This is a genomic window from Pasteurella atlantica (genome assembly GCF_963693435.1).
GTDB classification, from domain to species: Bacteria; Pseudomonadota; Gammaproteobacteria; order Enterobacterales; family Pasteurellaceae; genus Phocoenobacter; species Phocoenobacter atlanticus.
On the sequence record NZ_OY856306.1, the window covers coordinates 2,023,698 to 2,049,256 of the forward strand.

General features: G+C 37.7%; 17 protein-coding genes, 1 tRNA gene and 3 rRNA genes. 4 read left to right on the plus strand and 17 right to left on the minus strand.

The window, feature by feature from the left end; genetic code table 11:
* Nucleotides 1-51: 51 nt before the first annotated feature.
* Nucleotides 52-1,047 carry a 16S rRNA (guanine(1207)-N(2))-methyltransferase RsmC gene (gene rsmC, locus U9966_RS09325; RefSeq protein WP_306347736.1) on the minus strand — a complete coding sequence of 332 codons (996 nt, stop codon included), beginning with the start codon at nucleotides 1,045-1,047 and terminating at the stop codon, nucleotides 52-54.
* A gap of 412 nt (nucleotides 1,048-1,459) precedes the next feature.
* Here rsmC and U9966_RS09330 point away from each other — a divergent pair, with 412 nt between their 5' ends.
* Both U9966_RS09330 and rimI read left to right on the plus strand, forming a co-directional pair.
* On the plus strand, nucleotides 1,460-1,870 hold the full coding sequence (locus U9966_RS09330; protein WP_306347735.1) for a DNA polymerase III subunit psi: 411 nt from the start codon (nucleotides 1,460-1,462) through the stop codon (nucleotides 1,868-1,870).
* A 2-nt stretch (nucleotides 1,871-1,872) separates the two neighbouring features.
* The gene (gene rimI / locus U9966_RS09335; protein ID WP_306347734.1) at nucleotides 1,873-2,310 is read left to right on the plus strand and encodes a ribosomal protein S18-alanine N-acetyltransferase; all 438 of its coding nucleotides are present in this window, start codon (nucleotides 1,873-1,875) and stop codon (nucleotides 2,308-2,310) included.
* A gap of 4 nt (nucleotides 2,311-2,314) precedes the next feature.
* On the opposite strand, the gene U9966_RS09340 is transcribed toward rimI, so the two are convergent.
* Both U9966_RS09340 and U9966_RS09345 read right to left on the minus strand, forming a co-directional pair.
* Nucleotides 2,315-3,199: an NAD(+) kinase gene (locus U9966_RS09340; RefSeq protein ID WP_306347733.1), complete on the minus strand. Its 885-nt coding sequence runs from the start codon at nucleotides 3,197-3,199 to the stop codon at nucleotides 2,315-2,317.
* A gap of 126 nt (nucleotides 3,200-3,325) precedes the next feature.
* The gene (locus U9966_RS09345) at nucleotides 3,326-4,684 is read right to left on the minus strand and encodes an Nramp family divalent metal transporter (RefSeq protein ID WP_306347732.1); all 1,359 of its coding nucleotides are present in this window, start codon (nucleotides 4,682-4,684) and stop codon (nucleotides 3,326-3,328) included.
* Between the two features lie 207 nt (nucleotides 4,685-4,891).
* Here U9966_RS09345 and grpE point away from each other — a divergent pair, with 207 nt between their 5' ends.
* Both grpE and U9966_RS09355 read left to right on the plus strand, forming a co-directional pair.
* Nucleotides 4,892-5,512, plus strand: coding sequence for a nucleotide exchange factor GrpE (gene grpE, locus U9966_RS09350; protein WP_306347731.1), 621 nt, complete (start codon nucleotides 4,892-4,894; stop codon nucleotides 5,510-5,512).
* 70 nt (nucleotides 5,513-5,582) lie between these two features.
* Nucleotides 5,583-6,035 (plus strand): DUF441 domain-containing protein, encoded by a 453-nt coding sequence (locus tag U9966_RS09355; RefSeq protein WP_306347730.1) that lies wholly within the window; start codon nucleotides 5,583-5,585, stop codon nucleotides 6,033-6,035.
* Nucleotides 6,036-6,274: 239 nt separating this feature from the next.
* Here the strand turns inward: U9966_RS09355 and U9966_RS09360 are convergent, their stop codons facing one another.
* From U9966_RS09360 to aceE, 14 genes are all read right to left on the minus strand, one after another.
* A complete protein-coding gene (locus tag U9966_RS09360; RefSeq protein WP_306347729.1) occupies nucleotides 6,275-7,525 on the minus strand; it encodes a cytochrome-c peroxidase in 1,251 nt (416 codons plus the stop codon).
* Complete coding sequence (locus U9966_RS09365; protein WP_306347728.1) at nucleotides 7,522-8,445, minus strand: sterol desaturase family protein; 924 nt, start codon at nucleotides 8,443-8,445, stop codon at nucleotides 7,522-7,524. The genes U9966_RS09360 and U9966_RS09365 overlap by 4 nt, the downstream gene beginning before the upstream one ends.
* 24 nt (nucleotides 8,446-8,469) lie before the next feature.
* Complete coding sequence (locus U9966_RS09370) at nucleotides 8,470-9,468, minus strand: imelysin family protein (protein ID WP_306347727.1); 999 nt, start codon at nucleotides 9,466-9,468, stop codon at nucleotides 8,470-8,472.
* Nucleotides 9,468-10,898: a di-heme oxidoredictase family protein gene (locus U9966_RS09375; protein WP_306347726.1), complete on the minus strand. Its 1,431-nt coding sequence runs from the start codon at nucleotides 10,896-10,898 to the stop codon at nucleotides 9,468-9,470. Before U9966_RS09375 ends, U9966_RS09370 begins: the two co-directional genes overlap by 1 nt.
* 142 nt (nucleotides 10,899-11,040) lie before the next feature.
* The gene (locus U9966_RS09380) at nucleotides 11,041-12,402 is read right to left on the minus strand and encodes an imelysin family protein (protein WP_306347725.1); all 1,362 of its coding nucleotides are present in this window, start codon (nucleotides 12,400-12,402) and stop codon (nucleotides 11,041-11,043) included.
* Between the two features lie 134 nt (nucleotides 12,403-12,536).
* A complete protein-coding gene (locus tag U9966_RS09385) occupies nucleotides 12,537-13,064 on the minus strand; it encodes a DUF1523 family protein (RefSeq protein WP_306347724.1) in 528 nt (175 codons plus the stop codon).
* Between the two features lie 32 nt (nucleotides 13,065-13,096).
* Nucleotides 13,097-13,879: a TatD family hydrolase gene (locus tag U9966_RS09390; protein ID WP_306347723.1), complete on the minus strand. Its 783-nt coding sequence runs from the start codon at nucleotides 13,877-13,879 to the stop codon at nucleotides 13,097-13,099.
* A 207-nt stretch (nucleotides 13,880-14,086) separates the two neighbouring features.
* Nucleotides 14,087-14,202: ribosomal RNA gene (rrf, locus tag U9966_RS09395) — 5S ribosomal RNA — on the minus strand.
* A 150-nt stretch (nucleotides 14,203-14,352) separates the two neighbouring features.
* A 23S ribosomal RNA gene (locus tag U9966_RS09400) occupies nucleotides 14,353-17,255 on the minus strand.
* A gap of 261 nt (nucleotides 17,256-17,516) precedes the next feature.
* Nucleotides 17,517-17,592, minus strand: a tRNA-Glu gene (locus tag U9966_RS09405).
* Between the two features lie 86 nt (nucleotides 17,593-17,678).
* Nucleotides 17,679-19,219, minus strand: a 16S ribosomal RNA gene (locus U9966_RS09410).
* Together the 16S, 23S and 5S rRNA genes with 1 tRNA gene alongside form the textbook arrangement of a ribosomal RNA operon.
* Nucleotides 19,220-19,638: 419 nt before the next feature.
* Complete coding sequence (lpdA, locus tag U9966_RS09415) at nucleotides 19,639-21,063, minus strand: dihydrolipoyl dehydrogenase (RefSeq protein ID WP_211599130.1); 1,425 nt, start codon at nucleotides 21,061-21,063, stop codon at nucleotides 19,639-19,641.
* A gap of 91 nt (nucleotides 21,064-21,154) precedes the next feature.
* Complete coding sequence (gene aceF / locus U9966_RS09420; RefSeq protein ID WP_306347721.1) at nucleotides 21,155-22,762, minus strand: pyruvate dehydrogenase complex dihydrolipoyllysine-residue acetyltransferase; 1,608 nt, start codon at nucleotides 22,760-22,762, stop codon at nucleotides 21,155-21,157.
* A 96-nt stretch (nucleotides 22,763-22,858) separates the two neighbouring features.
* On the minus strand, nucleotides 22,859-25,525 hold the full coding sequence (aceE, locus tag U9966_RS09425; protein ID WP_306347720.1) for a pyruvate dehydrogenase (acetyl-transferring), homodimeric type: 2,667 nt from the start codon (nucleotides 25,523-25,525) through the stop codon (nucleotides 22,859-22,861).
* Between the last annotated feature and the right edge of the window lie 34 nt (nucleotides 25,526-25,559).

A 25,559-nucleotide genomic window follows, 5' to 3' on the forward strand; every position in this document is an offset into this window, starting at 1 on the left:
CTAGATCACAAAATTTTGCTCAATTTAACGATAACTCTACAACTGTCTAAATTACGTTCTAACTGAATACACTTTAAATTTATTGGTTTTCGCTAATACTTTATGTGAACCAAAGAGGTTATCTAATAAATCAGCATAAGGTAAATGACTATTGGCGACAATTCGTAATTCACCACCACGATTAAGGTGTTTTTTTGCTTCTGTAATTAAGGTTTCAACTGCTGTATAAGCCGTATCTATCCCATCGTGAAAAGGGGGGTTAGAAACGATTAAATCAAAACGCTCTTCAATATGTGAAAAAACATTACTCGCCACCACATTCCCTTCTAAATGATTTTCTTTTAAGGTACGTTCACTTGATTGTAATGCCATTGCGTGAATATCTGACATAGTGAGTTTTATTTTAGGAAATAGCTGCTTTAAATATGCCCCAATCACCCCTGCTCCACAACCTAAATCTAAGGTTTTACCTTTTACTTTGTCGTTTTTGTTAAAGGTAGAAAGCAATAATTTTGATCCCATATCTAATTCTGCTGAGCTAAATACTGCTGGTAACGTGAAAATGGTCAAATCAGCAATAGATAAGCGGTATGATTTCCAGAAGTTTTTGCAATTAAAATCTGGTAACTGAGTTAATTCAAAATGATATAACCCACAACGACGAGCAGAATCAATTTTAGCAATATTCCCAAAGGGTGAAAGAATTTTTTCAACAGAGCGTACTCCACTGCGATTTTCTCCAATAATCAATAATTCTTGCCCCACTTGAGTGGTTGAAAGCCATTGCAATAACTGAAATTGGCACTCTTGTTTATTTTTACTCCAGTAAAACACCCCTAAATCTGCTTGTTGATGGCATTCTATACCAAATTCTATATTCTTATTTTGAGTGACAAAATCAAAATAACTACTAAAAACAGCAATATTTTTAGCTCGTGAGCTTATTTGTTTTGCAAATTGATCTTGCATATATCCAAATAGCAATATATTTTTATTTTCAAACAATTCTAAATGGCGTGATAATACTTCACTTTCACTTGATAGCATTTTATTTTCCTTTAATTTTTTCTAAGTAAAGTCATCGCCCCCCCTCCTAACCTCCCCCCGCAAGCGGAGGGAGGAATGGTTCCCTCTCTTCCCCGCAAGAAGAGGAAAGAATGGTTCCTTCTCTTCCCCGCAAGAAGAGGAAAGAATGGTTACATAAACCAAATCCCCTCTTTCGCAAGCAGAGGGAGGAATAATAACATACACTAAAAATTCCCTCCTCCGCTTGCGGGGGAGGGCTAGGGTGGGGGGAAATTTTTTGACCCTTTTAAAATATTATTACTATTAATTTAAAAAAATCAATAATTAAAAGTTTGCGGTTACCCTATTAATTTTTTAATATTTATATAAATAATATTTCCCCATTGTACCGACTTTTGCTACCATTCCCCAATGATTTTTATGAGGAATTACAATGAACCGACGAGATCTACTATTACAAGAGATGAATATCACTCAATGGGTGTTAACAAAACCACAAGTTTTAAAAGGTGATGCAAAAATTCGTCTTTCAAAAGAGGTGAAACTCATTGTAATATGTGAAAATGAATATCAACAAACAAGACTATTTCAAGATATTTTATTAAGTCTACAATTCTCAAAACAACAATATCAATGGGTGACTTTTGAACAATCGTTACGATTAAGTTTTGATCATCATCCTATTTTATGGATTATTCAAAATGAGAAACAAGCGGTCACATTAACTCAAAAATTTGCAAATTTAACGATTTGGGAAAATAGAAGTTGGCAAGATCTTGCCATTTCAATTAATAAACGTCAATTTTGGCAACAAATAGAACCTTTTTCACAACAAATAGTATAATTATGATTACGAATATTAAATCTCAAGATTTTGATCTTTTATTTGAAATTGAACAAAAGGCACACCCTGTTCCTTGGTCAAAAGGCACATTACTTAATAATCAAGGTGAGCGTTATTTAAATCTAAAACTAATCGAGGAAGATCAGATTGTTGGTTTTGCGATTTGTTATAAAACCTTAGATGAAGCCACATTATTTAATATTGCCGTTGATCCAGAATTTCAAGGGAAAGGTTATGGTAAGCGGTTACTTAATTCATTAATTTTGCAATTAAAACAACAAGGTATTATTACTCTATGGTTAGAGGTAAGAGAAAGTAATCGAAAAGCAATTCAACTTTATCAACACTTAGATTTTGTTGAAGTGGATATTCGCAAAAACTATTATCCAACCACTAATGGTAACAAAGAAAATGCCATCGTAATGGCATTGTATCTATAAATTATTAGAATAATTTATTCAACCAACCTAATTTCGATCCTAATACAGAAAAATAGTTATAATCACTCAAGTGAAGCAGATGAATACGATCACTACTTTTTCTAACAATAATGCGATCATCTCTTGAAAAAGGCAGATACACTTGACTATCACAACTTACCTGCAATTCATCTTGGTTATTTTCTGTAAAACGTAAGGAAATTTCACTGTCTCCATCAATGACCAAAGGGCGAGCAGAAAGAGTATGAGGGTACATTGGTACTAATGCCATTGCATCCATATTTGGGGTAAGAATAGGACCACCAACAGATAACGAATAAGCCGTTGATCCTGTTGGAGTGGCAATTATCATTCCATCAGAACGCTGTGAAAAAGCAAATTTTCCATCAATACACACTTCAAATTCCATTGTTTTCACAATTTGAGTAGGATTAATAACCACTTCATTCAATGCATTACCACTTTCAACAATTTTACCATTACGCTCAATATGGGCTTCTAATAAAAAACGTTCTTCAATAATAAATTCATCTCTCTCTAAACAACTATAAAGCTGCTCAAAAGCTGTTTGAGGAGTAATATCTGTTAAAAAACCAAAATTACCCCGATTAATACCAATAAGAGGAACTTGATATTTTGCCAATGCACGAGCAACGCCCAACATATTACCATCCCCCCCAATCACAATCACTAAATTAGCTTGTTGTCCAATTTCTTCAAGGGTTAAAGCTGAAGGTAAATTTAATTGTGTCGCAATACTCGTTTCAACAGAAACTTGATAATTACGGTCTTTAAGCCAATTATATACTGCCAAATGTGTTTCTAAAGCAGCATTACGACGAGGTTGTCCAACAATGGCGATATGGTGAAAGTTATGTTCCTTTCTCATTTTATACTCACTTAAATAATTTAAGAATTACTATAGACCTTAATGTATCAAAGTCTACAAAAAAAATCACCAGCAATTTTAAATGACTGGTGATTTATTTTTCTTTAACTGATATCAAGTCTTCAATTAAAATAGTGTCGCTAATGTTTCATAAATGAGCTGCATATTTAAGATAACCAATACCACTGTAGATATCACACCAAGTACAGTAACAATTTTTGAGTTTACATATTCACCCATTTCTTTCTTACTTGAAGTAATCTTGATTAATGGAATCATTGAAATTGGTAATGCTACGCATAGGAATACTTGTGAGTAAATAAGCAATGATTCAACCACATCACCACGATCACCCCAAATCATAATACATATGATCACAGGCAATACTGCAAGTAAACGAGTGACCACACGACGTACCCATAGTGGCACACGTAAGTTGATGAAACCTTCCATTACGATTTGACCTGTTAACGTTCCTGTAATCGTTGCGTTCTGACCTGATGCTAATAATGCAACCGCAAATAATGACGCTAATGTACCACTTGCAATAGGTCCTACAATTTCAGGATTTTTCAATGCGTCATATAACTGCGTGAATTTACCTAATTGTTCTGGGTCATTTCCAAAGAATAATGATGCACCAAGTAATAAGAGTAAACAGTTAATAATGAAAGAGAAACCTAATTGAATATTTGAATCAATAGTCGCAAATTTAAGTGCGTGTTTAAGATCTGCTGGGTCATTTCTATCATATTGACGTGTTTGTACGATTGATGAGTGTAAGTATAAGTTATGTGGCATAACCGTTGCACCCACGATACCTAATGCAATCACTAATGCTGAATCTTGCCCTGCAACGTGTTCAGTAAAGATGCTAGTTTGTGGCATAAAGCCGTTTAACGTAGCCGCTAAATCAGGTTGAGCTAAGGCAACTTCATACGCAAAAATAGTGAAGATTGTGAGAATAAGAATAAAGACAAACGCCTCAATTTTTCTAAATCCAAAACGCATTAACACTAAGAGTAAGAATACATCGGCAATAGTAATCAACACACCCATTAGCAATGGAATATCAAATAATAAATTCAACGCAACGGCTGAACCGATAACTTCGGCAATTTCGGTTGCCATAATCGCAAGCTCTGTGGTTATCCACAACACTTTTGCCATTTTAGGACCAACCATTGCTTTTGTGGCTTGGGCTAAATCCATTCCTTTTACAATACCTAATTTCGCACACATTGCTTGTAAAAGCATTGCGATTAAACTTGAAAGCAAGATAACAGAAAGTAATAGATAACCATACACTGATCCCCCTTGGATAGAGGTAATCCAGTTACCCGGATCCATATACCCCACAGCAACTAATGCCCCTGGACCTGAGAATGCCGCCAGATTAGCGAAAAAACCTTTTTTTCGTGATGGAATTGAAACCGTATTATTGATTTCTTCAAGACTTATATGAAAATTGTCATTTTTATTCATTTTTATTTACACCTTTATAAATGAGAATGAGAATTGATTGAGTTGTTAGGTGGGGGAATTCTAAAGAGATTAGTAATTTATGTCAATAAAAAGTATAAAATAACGACAATAAAATACACTAAATTTTCAATTTTGTCTTGAATTATTTAAATGTGTTACTATATTGCTTGTGTATATTTAACTTTACTTTAATTTAAAGGATATAAAATGACGAATAAAACAGAAAATAATCAACCTGAACAAGAAATTGAAATCTCAGAAGATCTACAACAAAAAGAATTACAACAAGAAAACGAACAGATAGAAGAAAGTATTGAAATTCAAGATGAACCAAGTTTAGGTATTGATGAATTAGCCATTGCACAAACTCGTATTACTGAATTAGAAACTTATATTGCAGAAGCAAATAATCGAGAAAGAGATATTTTGTTACGTGCCAAAGCAGAAAATGAAAATACTCGCCGTCGTGCCGAACAAGATGTCGAAAAAGCCCATAAATTTGCTTTAGAAAAATTCTCAAAAGACTTATTAAACGTGGTTGATAATTTAGAGCGTGCATTAGAAACTTTAGAAGGTGTTGATGAAACTATTAAACCACTAATTGAAGGTGTTGAACTTACGCATAAAGAATTAACCTCTGTATTAAATCGCTACGGAGTACAAGCTTTTGGTGAAGTAGGAGAAGCCTTTAATCCTGAAATGCATCAAGCAATCTCACAAAAAGATGTAGAAGGTATTGAATCAAACCACATTAGTATTGTGTTACAAAAAGGGTATAAATTAAATGACCGAGTCATTCGTGATGCAATGGTAATGGTTGCACCTTAACTTTTCATCTTTATTCACTCCCTTTTTATTCACTATAATAAAAAGGGAGTTTATTTTTAAAGGTTTTCAAATGTCCCTACAACTCAATGCCATTGCTCTCCTTTTAGCGATATTAATTCTTCTCGGATTATTTAGCCAAAATACCCCTGTTACCATTTCTGCAGCAATTTTGTTGATTATGCAACAAACCCTACTTTCTAAATATATTCCTGATGCGGATAAATATGGACTAAAAATAGGGATTATTATTTTAACTATCGGCGTGCTAGCCCCTTTGGTTTCAGGTAGGATTGCCTTACCACCACTTAATGAATTTTTAAATTTTAAAATGGTTGGTGCTATTGTTGTGGGTATTGTTGTTGCGTGGCTTGGCGGACGTGGTATTCCATTAATGACCAACAACCCACCTTTGATTACAGGCTTAATGATTGGAACAGTGTTAGGTGTCGCATTCTTTGGTGGTATTCCTGTTGGTCCATTGATTGCGGCTGGGATTTTGTCTTTGGTTATTGGAAAGGGTTGATATATAAAGAAAAATCACGTAAAGACGTAGTAATCTACGTCTCAAAATATAGGTTGATATACCCAAACTAACATCTGCCAATCAGCCACTATATTTTCCAAAAAATAAATTTATATCAAGTTAGTCAAAAAAGTTAAATAAAGCAGAACGAGAGCTTAATCATCGCTCTAAAAAACAACGAGGATTTTACTCTCCTTCTGAGTTATTTTAAGCAATATTACGCTTATAAGTTAAATCTACTATTTTAGCTGCAATTTATTTTGTTGTTCTTTCTTTTTCTTCCAAAATAACGCTTCTTCTTTATCTTGTTTTTCTAGCATTGGTTCGTAGCGTTTATCTGTAAGCATTTTCATAAAGGCAACTAGAGCTTCTACTTTGCGGTCGGTCATTCGTTTTGCTCTAAGATCATCTAGATCTACTGTTGCTGGCACTTCTGGTTCTCCCCACGCTTTACCTGTTTCAGGATTTAAGACACGCTCTTTGTTATTGTATTTATCATAAAATTCAACCACTGTTCTGAGATGCTTAAAGACACCATTGTGCATATAAGGTCCTGTAACGGCAACATTTCGTAATGTTGGGGTTTTAAACTTGCCTTCCAGTTCTTTTAGATTTGGTTGATCTTTTAGTTTGGTATTCTCTGCTAAGCCTTTATCAACAAAGTTATCACCTAAATTATTCATTTCAATTAACTCAAGATTTTTAGGTGTTCCGATATTGCGATATTGGAAATTCGTAAAAATTTCTTGTTTATTTCCTTCTGGAAAAAGTTTATGGCAGTTTGAACAACTGACGTTATCATTTGAGAAGAATAGCGTCATACCTAAGTCTTCCAATACATCCAGTTCATATTCATCTTTTAAGAAACGATCATATTTGGAATCAAATGGACTAAATTCTTGACTCTTTTCAAAGGTTTCAATTGCGTCTGTCATTGCTGTATACGCTTTCTCTGTATTATCAAAAATATCTTTACCATAAGATTGTGTAAAGGCTTTTTGATAAAAAGGTTTTGCTTTTAATCGTTCGATAACTGCTTGTTTATTTGGCATATTCATTTCAACAGGGTTGAGTGGTGGTCCTCCTGCTTGTTCAGCAAGGGTATCAGCCCGTCCGTCCCAGAACTGCCCTCCTGTCCATTCTTTTTGTTTTTTATCAAAATGGAAAACTGGGGATAATGCGGCATAACTTGCCGTTGGTACATTGCGGTTACCTTTTGAATGTCCGTCATCCCCCAATGCCACAATCGCACCATTTTTATAGGTACGCATATCAACAAAGCCTTTAGTTGGGGAATGGCAAGTTGCACAGGAAAGTGTGCCATTTAAGGATAATGCTGTATCAAAATAGAGTTTTTTTCCCAGTTCTATTTTGGCGAGTACTTGCTTATCTTTATTAATCAATGCATTAGTCTGTTTATCTAAGGCATAAGCTGAATTTAATGATGTCGCAAGTATCAATAGTGTGAATATATTTTTTTTATTTTTCATTGTTTTTTCCTCATCTTTAAAATATCGAGAAAAGGTTGATAAAGTAACCCTCCAAGTGTTCTATATGGTTGTGCCATTTTTTCAGGAAAACCATATTTTTGAGGTTTTTCTATTTCAGCTGCACTTTGCCACGAACCAAAAATAAAATCCCAAATTCCTAAATATCCCCCGTAATTTTTATTTGAAAATTTAGCGGTATGGTGTAGCTGATGTTGTGCTGGTGAAATAAAAAAACGTTCTATCCATTTTGGATAATAAAAATAGATATGTGAATGTCGAAGATTTGCTCCCAATAGTAAGAAAATAAAAATAAAAGCATTACAACCTAAAATTGTCCAAACACCTAGTTTTGCACCAAATAGCCATAGGCAAATCCCCGTCACTAAACCTGTTGAAAGTGAATAGCGAATGCCAAACAATAGGTTTTCAACAGGATGAATACGATAAAACGAAATTGGATTTAAAACTTCACAGCTATGGTGTACTTTATGAAATGCCCATAATAGTGGAATGGTATGTAAAAATCGGTGTAACCAGTAGCGAGTAAAATCACTGACGATAAAAAGACTTAATGAATAAATCGCAATAATGACAATATTAGGTAAATGAATGGAATACATCATATCAGGTTTGAGATAAAGTAATCCCTTTAAAACCCACATCGCGATTTCTTTTGCTGAAATTAAAAGTGGTGCCAAAATAAAGACTTTAATCAAGGTATTTAAGATGAAATAAATATAATCCAAAATAGCACTTGGGTGACACCAGTAAGTGTTTAATTTGCATTTTTTTACAATAATCTTACCGCTTACAAAATAAACAAAGATACCATAAATCAAGATCAAACAAAGTGTGCTGACTAAATATAGCCAGTACACTCGTTGATTTGGATTTAAAAAATAGCTTTGAATAATATCCATTTTTATACCGTAAAGAAATAAAGTTTAATCTCCATCAGCTTCTAAAATTTTACCTTCAATAGGAAGCTGTTCTAAAATAGTTGTGTAGTAGGTAAAATATAAATGTGCTAAATCTAGCATTATTGGTTTAATATCTTGAGCATTAAAATTATTTAATTTTGCTAATTGATTACTGATCTTTGTTAAATGATGTTGAGCAGTCGTTACCCCTTTATCTAACCCTCTTAAGCGTAACAGTGTTGCAAAATTATCAAATTTTTGTTTACCGATTAAAGATTGCTGAGCATCAATAATTGCTTTTGCTGCTTCGATACTGAGCTGACTTAAAGGATATTCTGCACGCATCGGTTCAGGATTACCTTTATATTTACTGGTAACTCCCGCAGGATCACCTAATCGCCAATCTTTAAGTTTAAATACACGATCTGCCATTACATCAATCAACATTTTAATTGCGTTATTAGGATCTTTTATAAACTGAGCTTTATTGGTGGTGTAGAATTCATCAATTTCAGAGAGACGCTCACAAATTGTATCCACCATTATGTTTGCGAATTGTGTGCGTCTTTCTGTCCATTCACCTTTGGTATATAAAACAGTTTCTAGGGCAGTAAACGATTTATACGAATTTTTAAAAAGAGCTATTTGTGGATCTTGATTTCCTTCTAATAGGCGTAAAATACTCTTTGAAATTTCTTCATTACCTAAGTGGAAAATATCTAAATAAGTAGGTAGATCAATTAAATCAGCATTCATATCTGCCGCAATGTAATTAGCTTCTACTTTTTTCCAGTTTAAAATAAGACGTTTAAAATCTTGTTGATAACGATCTTGGGATTGATTTTTGGTTAAATCCGTTAAGAAAAGATCGCAAGATTGTTTTGCATTACGGGTATCTTTTACAATCACATTATCATAAATTGAGCTTAATATAGCGGTCTCTTTTTCTACATTATTTGCAAAAACAAGACTTGGAATACAGAAAAGCAACATTCCGATACTTTTTTTTACATAATTTTTCATTATAAATTCTCCAAAAATTCAATAAGTTGTTGACGTTGTTCTTTTGGTAAGGCTTTAAATCGCTTTTTCACTTCTTTCGCTTCACCATCGTGCCAGAATACCGCTTGTTCAATCGTTTTGGCTCGTCCATCGTGAAGCAGTCCTAATTTTGCTCTTAGTTTAATGCCTAATCCCCATAATGGTTGGGTTCGCCATTCAACACCTTGTGCAGTATATTCATTACGTTTATCTGCTAATCCCTCTCCCATATCGTGAATTAGAAAATCACTAAAAGGTGAAAATGCGATGCCAGAAGGTGTTGTCCAATTTTCTTTATGGCAAGAGATACAACCTAAATCATTAAATAATTTATAACCTTCTACAAACTGGTCTTTTGGTCGTTGTTTCGGTGCTTTTAAATGAGCGACATAAAACGCAATCCCTTTTAAACGTAAATCGGGTAAGTCTAATAATCCTTCAGGAGATGGACGTCCGATTGGTGCATTTAAGCACTCTGTTTGTGCCTTCATACAATTTTCTTTTGGGAAGAAACGATTTGTTAATCCCATATCGTGGGCTGCTGCATCTGCTGTTTGTACAGCAAGGGTTGGAGCTTGAGCTTTTAAACCAAAGCGACCAACCATTTTTTGATGTGTATAAGGATGATAAACCCAATTTACTCGACCAGATATGCCATCATTATCACGATCATTAGGATCTTCATTGGCAATGATTTGTTCATCAGTAAGCGCTTCAATTAATCCCATCCCTGCAAGCATTGGTGCCATTCGTAAACTAATATGTGTTTGAGGGGCGAGTTTGCCATAATTTTCATTATAAATAGTAGCAATCGGTTTTTGCAACGTTACTTTTGTTCCATCATCAAATTGCTCAACCCTTGTTTCAAATTCAATCTGAGGCTTAGCTTCAAAAGGTGCACCTGAATTACCATTAATAGAAAGTTGCCCACCATAAATAGGATCGGTATATTGTGCTTTAAAAGTTTGATTAAAATCATATGTTTTTGATAAATTAACAAATTTAAATGCTAAAGCACGGTTAATATGACCTTGTTCATTTTTAATATACCCAAAGTTACGTTTACCGTGACAGCTTACACAAGTATTGGCACTAAACAAAGGACCTAAACCATCTCGTGCTGTTGTAGCACTTGGTGCAGCCACCCAAGGAATTGTAAAAAAAGAACGCCCTATTGTAAAAAGATCTTCTTCATCATAATCTAATCCATTAATTTGATGTTTTAACGGAAAAGTATTTCGTGAATTTTTAGTTTCAAACCAACGCTCAGGATCTTTTTCTTTTTTTTGACTTACAATAGGATTTAATAATTCAGGATCAATACTGGTTGAATGCTCAGCAAAACCAAAATTTGGCAATCCAATATTGATTGCAATAATTAAAGATAAAAAATTATAGTGATGTAAAGACATATATAACCTATTCTAACAACCGAAAATAAAATTTAACACATTGAATAACTTAATAAAAAAAGCAGTCAATTCCATCTAGAATTGTACTGCTTTTTATTCTCATTACTAGTTATAAACTAACTGTTTTTTGATTAGTAGCAAATTATAGTTTAGTTTCTTCTGAATCTGTTACATCTTCAGCAGTTAAAGAAACACCCATTGCTTTTGCAACTAAGATCATTTTATCACCGAGTTTACGTAGGTCATTTTTCAAGCGAACAATATTTTTCGCTTCTTCTTTATTTTCTGGATGAATTTGGTAATCAAAGTGCATTTTAGTTTTCGCTAATTCATTAATTTTAGCAATACGTTCTTCAATTTTAGCAATTAGCATTTCAATGTCTTTACGCTCATCCGTTGACACTTGGCTTAATAGATTAAAACCAACTTGTTTATTATCGATTTTACCTGTTAATAGATATTTGAAACCTAAATAGTTATCTTCAATATCTTTGTGAGTATTATCAGAAAAACAAGAATGCTCATCTTCTTCAGAAGGCGTTAATACAGCAACCGCAATACGCTCATTCGCTAATTCAGATTTAATAAACATACCCATACCAGCAAAAATTTGTTTTAATGCTTCTTTTTGATCGATGTTTTTATCTGCATCTTTACCTGTTAATTTTCCTAATAAAGCTGCACGATATAAGCCATCTTGACCTTTTACTTTTTCAACCCAAGCACTTTTTACTAAATCAATATCAGCAACTAATTTGTCAGCAGCAGCAACAAGGTAGTCTAAACGACGTTGTGCAAATTCATCTGTAGTAAAGTCAGTAATTGGACGTTGCCCTGCTGTCATAGGACCTTTAGTCACATTATCAACAACCATATTCTGATAGTCTTGATCTTGTCCCCATAATAGGAACTCAATAGCGTGCCATCCAGATGCAACGTTTGCTTCACCACCATTTTCATTTAAGTCTGTAATAGTTGTAACAGTAATTTTATCAACATTTACAGGTGTTGGCTTTTCACCACCATCTGCTGGAGTAAATGCACCTTTAGAATCAATAATGTTTCCTTTGGTCATTTTACCTTCTGCATCCACAGTGTAGTCGATCATATTTTCATCTAGTGGCCACGCATTGATCTGACCTTCAAGGTTACCATAAGCATCTGCAATCCAGCCTTCTTCTGCATCGATAGGACCATTTGATAAACGGAAAGCCTCAGTGACACCATAGCTATCACGAGATTTAAGCCACGCATCTTTAGTATCTTGTAATGTTTTTTCCGTTGGATTTTTAACAAATGCTTTGATCACTTTTTGTAATTCAATCGCATCTTGATAACTTTTTGTGTAAAGCTGCTCAGCCATTTTTGCATAGCCATCTAAGAAAGCGTTCGCATTTTGATTAACAATTACTTGTTGAGAAGATTCTGCTTGAGCAATAGTTGGGATAGTTGTTAATGAAGTTGCTAAAGCAATAGTAATTGCAAGAGTTGTTTTTTTTAACATAATTTTTCCTTACTAAGAGTTAATATGAAACATTCGGAGCAAGTATAACAAATATTGAATAATAATCAATCTTAATTAAAACCATAAAAATAGCCACAGTTTAAATTGCGACTATTTTTTTGTTTGCATTTTAACTATTTTTCGCTATCAAACCAACCTCTTATCATTTGTACTGATATGAAGAAAGTAAGTAACAACAATACATATAAAATATAACTAAATATTGGACGAGGCACTTTTTCAGCTTCTGCTAATGGTTTAATGGAAATAATATTTCTAAATTCACTTAACATATTAATTCTCCAACCATAATATTTTACTTGTACAAGCTGTTTATCATTTGCATAAGCTTGTGCTTTAGCCTGTACATCAGCAGAATTAAATTTGAAGTAAAAAGGTAGTCCCCAACCCGTATCTTCATTACGATAAACCATAATTTTTTTTGTATCAGGATTTTCTGTAAAAATAAAATAGGCATCTCGAATTTGTCCATCAGCAGGATTTGATTTGCTAATTGGACCATCTTTATCGACACGTTTTGCTTCCATTCCAGTCACAATGGTTTCCTCATAACTAGGAAAAGCATAGTTTATACTACCGACTAACACAATATGCAAAGATAGTGTCACTAAAATAAAGAAATATTTAAATATTGCTCTCATAATTTATCCTCATTAAATATTAAAACAGGCGGTTAGATTTTAAATAATTTTTGCACATTTTCTGTGGTAATGCCAGCAAGTTCTGCTACTGAAATACCTTTTAATGTTGCAATGTACTCACAAACTTCTCGAACATAAGCGGGTTGATTAGGTTTTCCTCGATAAGGAACTGGAGCAAGATAAGGAGAATCCGTTTCAATAAGCAGACGATCTAGAGGTAATTTTCTCACTACATCTCGCAATTCTTCAGCATTTTTAAAGGTAATAATACCTGAAATTGAAATATAAAAGCCGATATCTAATGCTCGCTTTGCCATTGCATAATCTTCCGTAAAACAGTGTAATACACCTCCACATTTTTCAGCATAGCGACTTTCTAATAAACTCATTGTATCTTCACGTGCAGAACGAGTATGAATAATCAAGGGTTTTAATAACTGATTAGCAACATCAATATGTTGTTCAAAAATAGATAACTGTAAATGACGAGTTTCTGGGGTGTAATGATAATCTAAGCCAGTTTCACCAATTGCCACCACTTTGGGATCACTAGCAAGTTGTATTAATCTTTGTATCTCGAAAGGTTCATCATCAATATTCAGGGGATGCATTCCACAAGATAACGACACATCATCACGATGAGAAGTTAAGGCTTTCATCTCTTCAAAATCACTCAATGTCGTGCATACTGAAATCACGTGTTGCACGCCACATTTTTTCGCATTTTCAAGTACCTCATCAACATCTTTATGACGAGTTTCATAATCTAGTGAATTTAAATGGCAGTGGGAGTCTATAATAAATACGTCACTCATATTTTTTCTAATCTAATTTTAAGTAATACTAAGAATTTTAACACAATTCTAATTGTTAAGATATGGGTTATATAACTGCTTATTTTTTAATAGTTTCGTAGTTCAAATTATTTAACAAAAATTGATAAGTCATTGTTATTTTTCATTGCCTTTTAAATACAAAAAAGCCGTAACTATTTCTAGCTACGGCTCTTTCTTCTTATAAAACCCTGATGGTGTCCTACTCTCACATAGGGAGACCCTACACTACCATCGGCGTTACAACTTTTCACTTCTGAGTTCGGTATGGAATCAGGTGGTTCCGTTGCACTATGGCCATCAGGAAAATCTGTCGATATTTATATCTAATCTTTTCTTCATTCTTTAAATTAAAAACAAGCTTCTACTTTAACTTTCTTAAACTTCAAACTCCAACCTTACAGTCTTCTGTCTTCCGTCCTCTGTCTTCTGAAACAAAAACACTTGAGTGTTGTATGGTTAAGTCTCTCGGGCAATTAGTACAGGTTAGCTCAACGTCTCACAACGCTTACACACCCTGCCTATCTACGTCTTAGTCTCAAACAACCCTTACAATCTTATAGATTGGGAGAACTCATCTCAAGGCTAGTTTCGTGCTTAGATGCTTTCAGCACTTATCTATTCCGCATGTAGCTACCCAGCAATGCTTCTGGCGAAACAACTGGAACACCAGTGATGCGTCCACTCCGGTCCTCTCGTACTAGGAGCAGCCCCTTTCAATTCTCCAACGCCCACGGCAGATAGGGACCGAACTGTCTCACGACGTTCTAAACCCAGCTCGCGTACCACTTTAAATGGCGAACAGCCATACCCTTGGGACCTACTTCAGCCCCAGGATGTGATGAGCCGACATCGAGGTGCCAAACACCGCCGTCGATATGAACTCTTGGGCGGTATCAGCCTGTTATCCCCGGAGTACCTTTTATCCGTTGAGCGATGGCCCTTCCATTCAGAACCACCGGATCACTATGACCTACTTTCGTACCTGCTCGACATGTCCGTCTCGCAGTCAAGCTTGCTTATACCATTGTACTAACCTCACGATGTCCGACCGTGATTAGCAAACCTTCGTACTCCTCCGTTACTCTTTGGGAGGAGACCGCCCCAGTCAAACTACCCACCAGACACTGTCCGAACACCCGTTTCGGGCGCTTCGTTAGAACATCAAACGTTAAAGGGTGGTATTTCAAGGTTGACTCCACAATAACTGGCGTTACTGCTTCTAAGTCTCCCACCTATCCTACACATTAAAATTCAAGGTTCAGTGTCAAGCTATAGTAAAGGTTCACGGGGTCTTTCCGTCTAGCCGCGGGTACACCGCATCTTCACGGCGATTTCAATTTCACTGAGTCTCGGGTGGAGACAGCCTGGCCATCATTATGCCATTCGTGCAGGTCGGAACTTACCCGACAAGGAATTTCGCTACCTTAGGACCGTTATAGTTACGGCCGCCGTTTACTGGGGCTTCTATCAGAAGCTTCTCTTTCGATTACATCATCAATTAACCTTCCAGCACCGGGCAGGCATCACACCCTATACGTCCACTTTCGTGTTTGCAGAGTGCTGTGTTTTTAATAAACAGTTGCAGCCAGCTGGTATCTTCGACCGGTTCAACCTTCACCCGTAAAGGGCTACAATCTACGCCGGCGCACCTTCTCCCGAAGTTACGGTGCTATTTTGCCTAGTTCCTTCACCCGAGTTCTCTCAAGCGCCTGAGTATTCTCTACCTGATCACCTGTGTCGGTTTACAGTACGATTTATAATAACCTATGCTTAGTGGCTTTTCCTGGAAGCGTGGTATCAGTTACTTCAGCTCCTTAGAGCCTCGTCATCACTTCTCGGTGTTATTCAGAATTCCGGATTTGCCTAGAATTCCCACCTACCGGCTTAAACAGGGATATCCAATACCCTGATAACCTAACCTTCTCCGTCCCCACATCGCAGTTATTACAAGTACGGGAATATTAACCCGTTTCCCATCGACTACGCTTTTCAGCCTTGCCTTAGGGGTCGACTCACCCTGCCCCGATTAACGTTGGACAGGAAACCTTGATCTTCCGGCGAACGAGTTTTTCACTCGTTTTATCGTTACTTATGTCAGCATTCGCACTTCTGATACGTCCAGCAAACCTCTCGATTCACCTTCATCCGCTTACAGAACGCTCCCCTACCCAACAGAATAAATTCTGATGCCGCAGCTTCGGTGCTATATTTGAGCCCCGTTACATCTTCCGCGCAGGCCGACTCGACTAGTGAGCTATTACGCTTTCTTTAAATGGTGGCTGCTTCTAAGCCAACATCCTAGCTGTCTAAGCCTTCCCACTTCGTTTCCCACTTAATATAGACTTTGGGACCTTAGCTGGCGGTCTGGGTTGTTTCCCTCTTCACGACGAACGTTAGCACCCGCCGTGTGTCTCCTGAGTATCACTCTTTGGTATTCGGAGTTTGCATCGGGTTGGTAAGCCGGGATGGCCCCCTAGCCGAAACAGTGCTCTACCCCCAAAGGTGTCCGCTCAAGGCTCTACCTAAATAGATTTCGGGGAGAACCAGCTATCTCCCGGTTTGATTGGCCTTTCACCCCCAGCCACAAGTCATCCGCTAATTTTTCAACATTAGTCGGTTCGGTCCTCCAGTTAGTGTTACCCAACCTTCAACCTGCCCATGGCTAGATCACCGGGTTTCGGGTCTATACCTTGCAACTAAACGCCCAGTTAAGACTCGGTTTCCCTACGGCTCCCCTATTCGGTTAACCTTGCTACAAAATATAAGTCGCTGACCCATTATACAAAAGGTACGCAGTCACAACACGAAGTTGCTCCTACTGCTTGTACGTACACGGTTTCAGGTTCTATTTCACTCCCCTCGCAGGGGTTCTTTTTACCTTTCCTTCACAGTACTTGTTCACTATCGGTCAATCAGGAGTATTTAGCCTTGGAGGATGGTCCCCCCATCTTCAAACAGGATATCACGTGTCCCGCCCTACTTATCGTTAGCTTAGTTCCACAATTGCATTTTCAGATACGGGATTATCACCCTCTATGATTGAGTTTCCCAACTCATTCTCTTAATACAAATGCTAAAACTAACTGGCTCTTCCACTTTCGCTCGCCGCTACTCACAGAATCTCGGTTGATTTCTTTTCCTCGGGGTACTTAGATGTTTCAGTTCTCCCGGTTCGCTTCAATGACCTATGTATTCAGTCATTGATAATAGGTTCTTCACCTATTGGGTTTCCCCATTCGGAAATCTTGGAATTATCACGTTTCTTATCAACTCTTCCAAGCTTATCGCAGATTAGCACGTCCTTCTTCGCCTCTGATTGCCAAGGCATCCACCGTGTACGCTTAGTCACTTAACCATACAACCTCAAGTATTCTTAAATTAAAGAAAACCTAACGTTGTTACATTAAACAACTCAAGTTCATATGTTGCTTTTGTTCAACATACTATTTTTTAGTTTCTTACTCAGACTTTTTCTCAAAAAACAGCCACTTTAACAAATTACAGTTTTAATTCCTGTCATCTGTCTTCCGCACTCTGTCTTCTGAACTTGAAAGTCTTCAGTTTTCAGCTTGTTTCCAATTTTTTAAAGAACAATAAGATAATAAATATCTTTAAATGGCGTCCCCAGGGGGATTCGAACCCCCGTTACCGCCGTGAAAGGGCGATGTCCTAGGCCTCTAGACGATGGGGACAACATTTAGAGATACTCTTATCTCTTTTTTGTCTCTTATTTCTCTATCAAACAATCTGTGTGAGCACTCATTGTCGCTTATTCAGGTAAGGAGGTGATCCAACCGCAGGTTCCCCTACGGTTACCTTGTTACGACTTCACCCCAGTCATGAATCATACCGTGGTAAACGCCCTCCCTAAGGTTAAGCTATCTACTTCTGGTACAACCCACTCCCATGGTGTGACGGGCGGTGTGTACAAGGCCCGGGAACGTATTCACCGCGACATTCTGATTCGCGATTACTAGCGATTCCGACTTCATGGAGTCGAGTTGCAGACTCCAATCCGGACTTAGACGTACTTTCTGAGATTCGCTTACCTTCGCAGGTTCGCCGCCCTCTGTATACGCCATTGTAGCACGTGTGTAGCCCTACTCGTAAGGGCCATGATGACTTGACGTCGTCCCCACCTTCCTCCAGTTTATCACTGGCAGTCTCCTTTGAGTTCTCAGCATTACCTGCTAGCAACAAAGGATAAGGGTTGCGCTCGTTGCGGGACTTAACCCAACATTTCACAACACGAGCTGACGACAGCCATGCAGCACCTGTCTCATAGTTCCCGAAGGCACAAGCTCATCTCTGAGCTCTTCTATGGATGTCAAGAGTAGGTAAGGTTCTTCGCGTTGCATCGAATTAAACCACATGCTCCACCGCTTGTGCGGGCCCCCGTCAATTCATTTGAGTTTTAACCTTGCGGCCGTACTCCCCAGGCGGTCAATTTATCGCGTTAGCTACGGGCGCCAGTCTTAAAGACCAACCCCCAAATTGACATCGTTTACAGCGTGGACTACCAGGGTATCTAATCCTGTTTGCTACCCACGCTTTCGCACCTCAGCGTCAGTCTCTCTCCAAGGGGCTGCCTTCGCCTTCGGTATTCCTCCACATCTCTACGCATTTCACCGCTACACGTGGAATTCTACCCCTCCCTAGAGGACTCTAGTCGCCCAGTCTCAAATGCAATTCCCAAGTTAAGCTCGGGGCTTTCACATCTGACTTAGACAACCGCCTGCGTGCCCTTTACGCCCAGTTATTCCGATTAACGCTCGCACCCTCCGTATTACCGCGGCTGCTGGCACGGAGTTAGCCGGTGCTTCTTCTGCGACTAACGTCAATGTTTGCACCTATTAGATACAAACCCTTCCTCATCGCTGAAAGAACTTTACAACCCGAAAGCCTTCTTCATTCACGCGGCATGGCTGCATCAGGGTTTCCCCCATTGTGCAATATTCCCCACTGCTGCCTCCCGTAGGAGTCTGGACCGTGTCTCAGTTCCAGTGTGGCTGGTCATCCTCTCAAACCAGCTAGAGATCGTCAGCTTGGTGAGCCTTTACCTCACCAACTACCTAATCTCACTTGGGCTCATCTCGTGGTATATGGTCCGAAGATCCCATACTTTAATCTTTCGATATTACGCGGTATTAGCTACAGTTTCCCGTAGTTATCCCCCTCCACAAGGCAGATTCCCAAGCATTACTCACCCGTCCGCCACTCGTCAGCAAGAAAGCAAGCTTTCTCCTGTTACCGTTCGACTTGCATGTGTTAAGCCTGCCGCCAGCGTTCAATCTGAGCCATGATCAAACTCTTCAATTAAAAGTTTAATCGCTCAATAAACTGACATAGAATTTTTATTAAATAAATTTTCAGTGACACTTATTAAGACTTTAATTTCAAAAATATTTTTTAAATAAGTCAAATCAACAAGTGCCCACACAGATTGTCTGATAAATTGTTAAAGAGCAAAAAACAACGACGCACCTAGCAAAATCTTTCACAACAGTGCGTCGTTGTGTGTGGCGTATTATAGAGATTTTTAAAGGTGACGCAAGTACTTTTTGGAAAAATATTTAATTTTTTTGCTATCCGATGTTTTTTAATTCAATTTGAATGTTTTTTGTAAATTTTTATTAAAATGTGACCGCTATTTCTAACTGTGATGAAATAAAATTTCTTCCCTAAAAACAAAAAACGTCCTGATATTAGGACGTTTTAGCTTATATCAAAAAAAATTATTATTTTTTCTTCGCTTTTGGATTCGGTAAGTCAGTGATTGATCCTTCAAATACTTCCGCGGCTAATCCAACTGATTCGTGTAGCGTTGGATGTGCGTGAATAGTAAGTGCAAGATCTTCCGCATCACACGCCATTTCAATCGCAAGACCAATTTCGCCTAATAATTCTCCACCATTAGCACCAACAATCGCACCACCAAGTACTTGATGGGTATCTTTATCAAAGATAAGTTTTGTCATTCCTTCTGAACATTCAGAGGCAATCGCACGACCTGATGCAGCCCAAGGGAATTTAGCCACTTCAAAGTTTAAGCCTTCTTGACGACACTCTTTCTCAGTTTTACCAACCCAAGCCACTTCTGGTTCAGTATAAGCGATTGAAGGAATAACTTTAGGATCAAAATAATGTTTTTTCCCTGCAATCACTTCTGCGGCAACATGACCTTCGTGAACCCCTTTGTGTGCTAACATTGGTTGCCCTACGATATCACCGATAGCAAAAATATGTGGTACGTTGGTTCGTAGTTGTTTATCTACATTGATAAAACCACGTTCATCCACTTCAACACCCGCTTTACCAGCATCAATTAATTTACCATTTGGTGTACGACCAATGGCAACTAATACAGCATCATAACGTTTTGTATCGTTACAGGCTTTACCTTCCATTGTAACGTAAATACCATCGTCTTTTGCCTCAACCGCTGTCACTTTGGTTTCGAGCATTAATTTGAATTTTTTCTCAACCTGTTTGGTATAAATTTGCACGATGTCTTTATCTGCTGCAGGGATCACTTGATCAAACATTTCTACTACATCTACTTCTGAACCTAGTGATTGATACACTGTTCCCATTTCTAAACCAATGATGCCACCACCCATTATTAATAGGCGTTTTGGTACTTCTTTTAGTTTAAGAGCATCCGTTGAATCCCAAACTCGAGGATCTTCGTGTGGAATAAAAGGTAATTGGATTGGACGAGAACCTGCTGCAATAATGGCATTATCAAATTTAACCGTTGTTGCATTCCCTTTACGATCACGTGCCACTAATGTATTCGGATCAGTAAAAGAAGCTAAACCTTCAACAATAGTTACTTTACGTGCTTTTGCCATTCCTGCAAGACCACCTGTTAATTTAGAAACAACGTTTTCTTTACCTTCACGCACTTTATCTAAATCAATTTTTGGTTCGCCAAATGTGATGCCGTTACGCTCAATATGTTTTGCTTCTTCAATTACCTTTGCAACGTGAAGTAATGCTTTTGATGGGATACAACCTACGTTTAAACATACACCACCAAGTGTTGAATAACGTTCAACAATCACAGTTTCTAAACCTAAATCTGCACAACGAAAAGCAGCTGAATAACCTGCTGGACCTGCACCTAATACCACAACTTGTGTTTTAATTTCTTTACTCATATTAACCTCTTTATCAATAGGTTGTGTAGCGGTAAGATAATACTAAAAATTTGCAAATTTTTGCTGTGATCTTACCGCTTCTTTTATTATTCTACATTGCTAAACGGCGTAAATCTGCCAATACACTACTTAAGAATGTAATAAATCTCGCACCATCTGCACCGTCAATCACTCGGTGATCGTAAGACAATGATAATGGTAGCATTAAACGTGGTTCAAAATCTTTACCGTTCCATACTGGTGTCATTTCAGATCTTGATACACCTAAAATCGCCACTTCTGGTGCATTTACAATTGGAGTAAAGTGAGTACCACCAATTCCACCTAGTGATGAAATAGTGAAACAGCCACCCTGCATATCTGATGCGGTTAATTTACCTTCACGGGCTTTTTTAGAGATTTCTGAAATTTCACGAGAAAGCTCCAAAATACCTTTGTTATTCACATTTTTAAATACTGGTACCACTAAGCCGTTTGGTGTATCTACGGCGATACCAATATTTACGTATTTTTTAAGTGTTAAACGCTGACCATCTTCTGAAAGTGAACTGTTAAAGCGAGGGAATTCTTCTAACGCTTTTGCGGCAGCTTTCATAATGAATACAAGTGGCGTGATTTTCACGTCTTGTTTGGTTTTTTGTAAGTAAGCATTTTGCTCTTTACGGAATGCTTCAAGGGTTGTGATATCCGCTTTATCCCATTGTGTTACGTGAGGGATCATTACCCAGTTACGGTGTAAGTTTGCCCCTGAGATTTTTTGGATACGACCTAATTCAACTTCTTCGGTTTCCCCAAATTTGCTGAAATCTACTTTTGGCCAAGGTAATAAGCCTAAGCCTGAACCGTCTGCTACGCCGTTACCTGCTTTACCTGACGCTTTGTTTTCAAATACTTGAACTGCATTTTTAACGTAAGCTTGTAAATCTTCTTTCACGATACGGTTTTTACGACCTGTACCTTTAATGTTATCTAAGTTTACGCCAAACTCACGTGCTAAACGACGAATAACAGGTGTTGCGTGAGCAAAGCTTGCACTTGCTTCTACTTTATCTTGGCTTAAACCAGATTCATTTTTCGCAGAAGAGGCTGCTGGTGCAGGTGCTGCTTCTTGTTTTGGTGCTTCTGCTGGTGCTGCTTGTGGTTGAGCTGGTGCTTCCACAGCTGCTGGAGCAGAGGTTTCAAAACGCATTACTAATTTACCCGTAGAAACCATATCGCCTTCTGCGATTAAAATTTCTTTTACCATGCCCGCCATTGGAGCAGGGACTTCCATTGATGCTTTATCGCCTTCAACGTTTAAGATTGATTGATCGATTTCAACGCTATCGCCAACTTTAACCATAATTTCAGTTACGGTTACTTCATCGCCACCGATATCAGGTACGTTTACATCAATTACTGCTGACGATGTTGCCACTGGTGCTGCTGTTTCTGCTTTTGGTTCTTCTGCTGGTGCAGGAGCTGCATCAGCTGATTCCAATACTAACATCGGTGTGCCAGTCGTTACTGCATCGCCTTCTTTTACAAGAATTTCTTTGATAACACCCGCTTCTGGTGCTGGGACTTCCATTGATGCTTTATCGCCTTCAACGTTAATTACTGATTGATCCACTTCGATGGTATCGCCTACTTTTACCATTATTTCTGTAACAGTAACTTCATCACCACCAATATCTGGAATTTGAATTTGTTTTGCCATTGTATATTCCTTAAATATTTAAGCGGTAAGTTCTTATGTAAAATTTGCAAATTTTATGCTCAATCTTACCGCTTGGTTTTACTATAATTTTATGAATTATGCGTAAAATGGATCTGCTTTTTCAGCATTAATACCAAATTTAGCAATTGCCTCTGAAACTACTTTTTTCTCAATACTCCCTTGTTTTGCAAGCTCTGTTAAGGCGGCAATCACAACATAGTGAGCATCAACTTCAAAGTGATCTCGTAAGTTTTCACGGCTATCTGAACGACCAAAACCATCTGTACCTAATACCGCATAGCTTGATGCTGGAATAAAGGCACGTACCTGTTCAGCAAAGAGTTTCATATAATCTGTTGCGGCTACGGCTGGTGCATTATTCATTACTTGAGCAATGTAAGGTACTTTTGCTTCTGCTTCTGGGTGCAATAAATTCCAGCGAGTTACATCATTACCTTCACGAGCCACCTCTGTAAATGATGGTACACTATATACATCAGAAGAAATACCGTAATCATTTGCAAGAATTTGTGCTGCTTCACGTACGTGACGGAAAATCGCACCAGAACCTAATAACTGAACTTTCGCTTTTCCTTTCGTCTGACCTTCTGCTTCAATGGTTTCAAATTTATAGATACCTTTACGGATACCTTCTTCTGCACCTTGTGGCATTGCTGGTTGATCGTAAGTTTCGTTTAAAGTAGTGATGTAGTAGAACACGTCTTCTTGGTCACCATACATACGACGTAAACCGTCTTGCATAATTACCGCTACTTCATAAACGTAAGCAGGATCATAAGAAACACAGTTAGGGATCGTTAATGATTGAATGTGGCTATGACCATCTTCGTGTTGTAAACCTTCACCATTCAGTGTTGTACGACCAGAAGTTCCGCCAATCATAAATCCTCTTGCTCGTTGATCGCCCGCTGCCCACATCAAATCGCCGACGCGTTGGAAACCAAACATTGAATAATAGATAAAGAATGGGATCATTGGTAAATTATTGGTTGAATATGATGTTGCAGCGGCTAACCAAGACGATGTTGCACCTAATTCATTGATACCTTCTTGCAATACTTGACCATCAGCGGCTTCTTTGTAGTAGGCAACTTGTTCACGATCTGATGGAGTATAAAGTTGTCCTTTAGGATTATAAATACCCACTTGACGGAATAAACCTTCCATACCAAATGTACGTGCTTCATCCGCTAAAATTGGCACGATATTTTTACCAATACCTTTATCTTTCAATAAAGTATTTAAAAAACGTACAAATGCCATTGTGGTTGAAATTGGACGTTTCTGTTCTTCTAATAATGGTGCAAATTCTTCTAAAGTTGGAATATTAAATTCCGTGGTAAATTTAGGTAAACGTGTTGGCACATAACCTTTTAAATTTTGACGTTGTTTGTGCAGATATTCATATTCTGCTGAACCTTCTTCAAATTTCACATAAGGGTAGTTTTCAATCTCTTCATCTTTAACAGGAAGATCAAAATAATCACGGAATGAACGTAAGCTATGCTCAGACATTTTTTTAGTTTGGTGTGCGACATTTTTACTTTGTGCTTCTTCAATTTTATAACCTTTAATAGTTTGCACTAATAACACAACTGGCTTACCTACTGTCTGAGCTTTATGGTACGCAGCATACATTTTAATAGTATCGTGTCCACCACGAGTTAAACGCCAAATTTCATCATCTGTCATATCAGCAACTAATGCCGCAGTTTCAGGGTAGCGATTAAAGAAATGCTCACGCACATAAGCACCATCTTTGGATTTGAATGTTAAGTAATCACCATCAACCACTTCCATCATCAGCTGTGCTAATTTTCCTGACGCATCTTTTTCAAACAATTTATCCCAACGTCTGCTCCACATTACTTTGATGACTTCCCAGCCAGCACCACTGAATAAACCTTCTAATTCTTGAACAATTTTACCGTTACCGTTTACGGGACCATCTAAACGTTGTAAGTTACAGTTAACCACAAAAATTAAATTATCTAAATTCTCACGACCAGCAAGGGTTAATGCACCTTTTGATTCAATCTCATCCATTTCACCATCGCCAAGATACGCATAGACTTTTTGCTCAGTCGTATCTTTTAAGCCACGGTTATGTAAGTATTTTAAGAAACGTGCTTGATAAATGGCATTTACAGGACCTAATCCCATAGAAACCGTTGGAAACTGCCAGAATTCTGGTAATAATTTAGGGTGAGGGTATGAAGACAAACCTTTACCGCCGACTTCTTGACGGAAGTTATTCATTTGCTCTTCTGTTAAACGACCTTCAACAAACGCACGAGCGTAGATACCTGGTGCTGAGTGACCTTGAAAGAACACTAAATCGCCGCCATCTTTGTCATTTCTTGCTCTGAAGAAGTGGTTAAATGCCACTTCATAGATTGTTGTTGCGGCTTGATAAGAAGAAATATGCCCGCCTAATTCAAGATCTTTTTTACCTGCTTTTAACACCATCATAATCGCATTCCAACGGATTGCACTACTAATACGGCGTTCAAGTTCTAAGTCCCCTGGATAAGTTGGTTCATCTGCCACATCAATAGTATTGATATAAGGAGTGGTACAACCAGAAGAAACAGCAACACCATTTTCACGTGCTTGCTGAATCACTTGTTCAATAATAAATTGAGCACGCTCCGTGCCTTCCGCTTTTACTAATGAATTAACTGCAAGTAACCAATCATTTGTTTCAATTGGATCTACGTCATTTTTGATATTTTCTGACATACTTTATTCCTATGGGTTTATTAATTACAACCGA

Coding starts and splice junctions, on each gene's coding strand:
- rsmC (WP_306347736.1), bottom strand. CDS start 1,047: ATGCTATCAAGTGAAAGTGAAGTATTATCACGCCATTTAGAATTGTTT.
- U9966_RS09330 (WP_306347735.1), top strand. CDS start 1,460: ATGAACCGACGAGATCTACTATTACAAGAGATGAATATCACTCAATGG.
- rimI (WP_306347734.1), top strand. CDS start 1,873: ATGATTACGAATATTAAATCTCAAGATTTTGATCTTTTATTTGAAATT.
- U9966_RS09340 (WP_306347733.1), bottom strand. CDS start 3,199: ATGAGAAAGGAACATAACTTTCACCATATCGCCATTGTTGGACAACCT.
- U9966_RS09345 (WP_306347732.1), bottom strand. CDS start 4,684: ATGAATAAAAATGACAATTTTCATATAAGTCTTGAAGAAATCAATAAT.
- grpE (WP_306347731.1), top strand. CDS start 4,892: ATGACGAATAAAACAGAAAATAATCAACCTGAACAAGAAATTGAAATC.
- U9966_RS09355 (WP_306347730.1), top strand. CDS start 5,583: ATGTCCCTACAACTCAATGCCATTGCTCTCCTTTTAGCGATATTAATT.
- U9966_RS09360 (WP_306347729.1), bottom strand. CDS start 7,525: ATGAAAAATAAAAAAAATATATTCACACTATTGATACTTGCGACATCA.
- U9966_RS09365 (WP_306347728.1), bottom strand. CDS start 8,445: ATGGATATTATTCAAAGCTATTTTTTAAATCCAAATCAACGAGTGTAC.
- U9966_RS09370 (WP_306347727.1), bottom strand. CDS start 9,468: ATGAAAAATTATGTAAAAAAAAGTATCGGAATGTTGCTTTTCTGTATT.
- U9966_RS09375 (WP_306347726.1), bottom strand. CDS start 10,898: ATGTCTTTACATCACTATAATTTTTTATCTTTAATTATTGCAATCAAT.
- U9966_RS09380 (WP_306347725.1), bottom strand. CDS start 12,402: ATGTTAAAAAAAACAACTCTTGCAATTACTATTGCTTTAGCAACTTCA.
- U9966_RS09385 (WP_306347724.1), bottom strand. CDS start 13,064: ATGAGAGCAATATTTAAATATTTCTTTATTTTAGTGACACTATCTTTG.
- U9966_RS09390 (WP_306347723.1), bottom strand. CDS start 13,879: ATGAGTGACGTATTTATTATAGACTCCCACTGCCATTTAAATTCACTA.
- lpdA (WP_211599130.1), bottom strand. CDS start 21,063: ATGAGTAAAGAAATTAAAACACAAGTTGTGGTATTAGGTGCAGGTCCA.
- aceF (WP_306347721.1), bottom strand. CDS start 22,762: ATGGCAAAACAAATTCAAATTCCAGATATTGGTGGTGATGAAGTTACT.
- aceE (WP_306347720.1), bottom strand. CDS start 25,525: ATGTCAGAAAATATCAAAAATGACGTAGATCCAATTGAAACAAATGAT.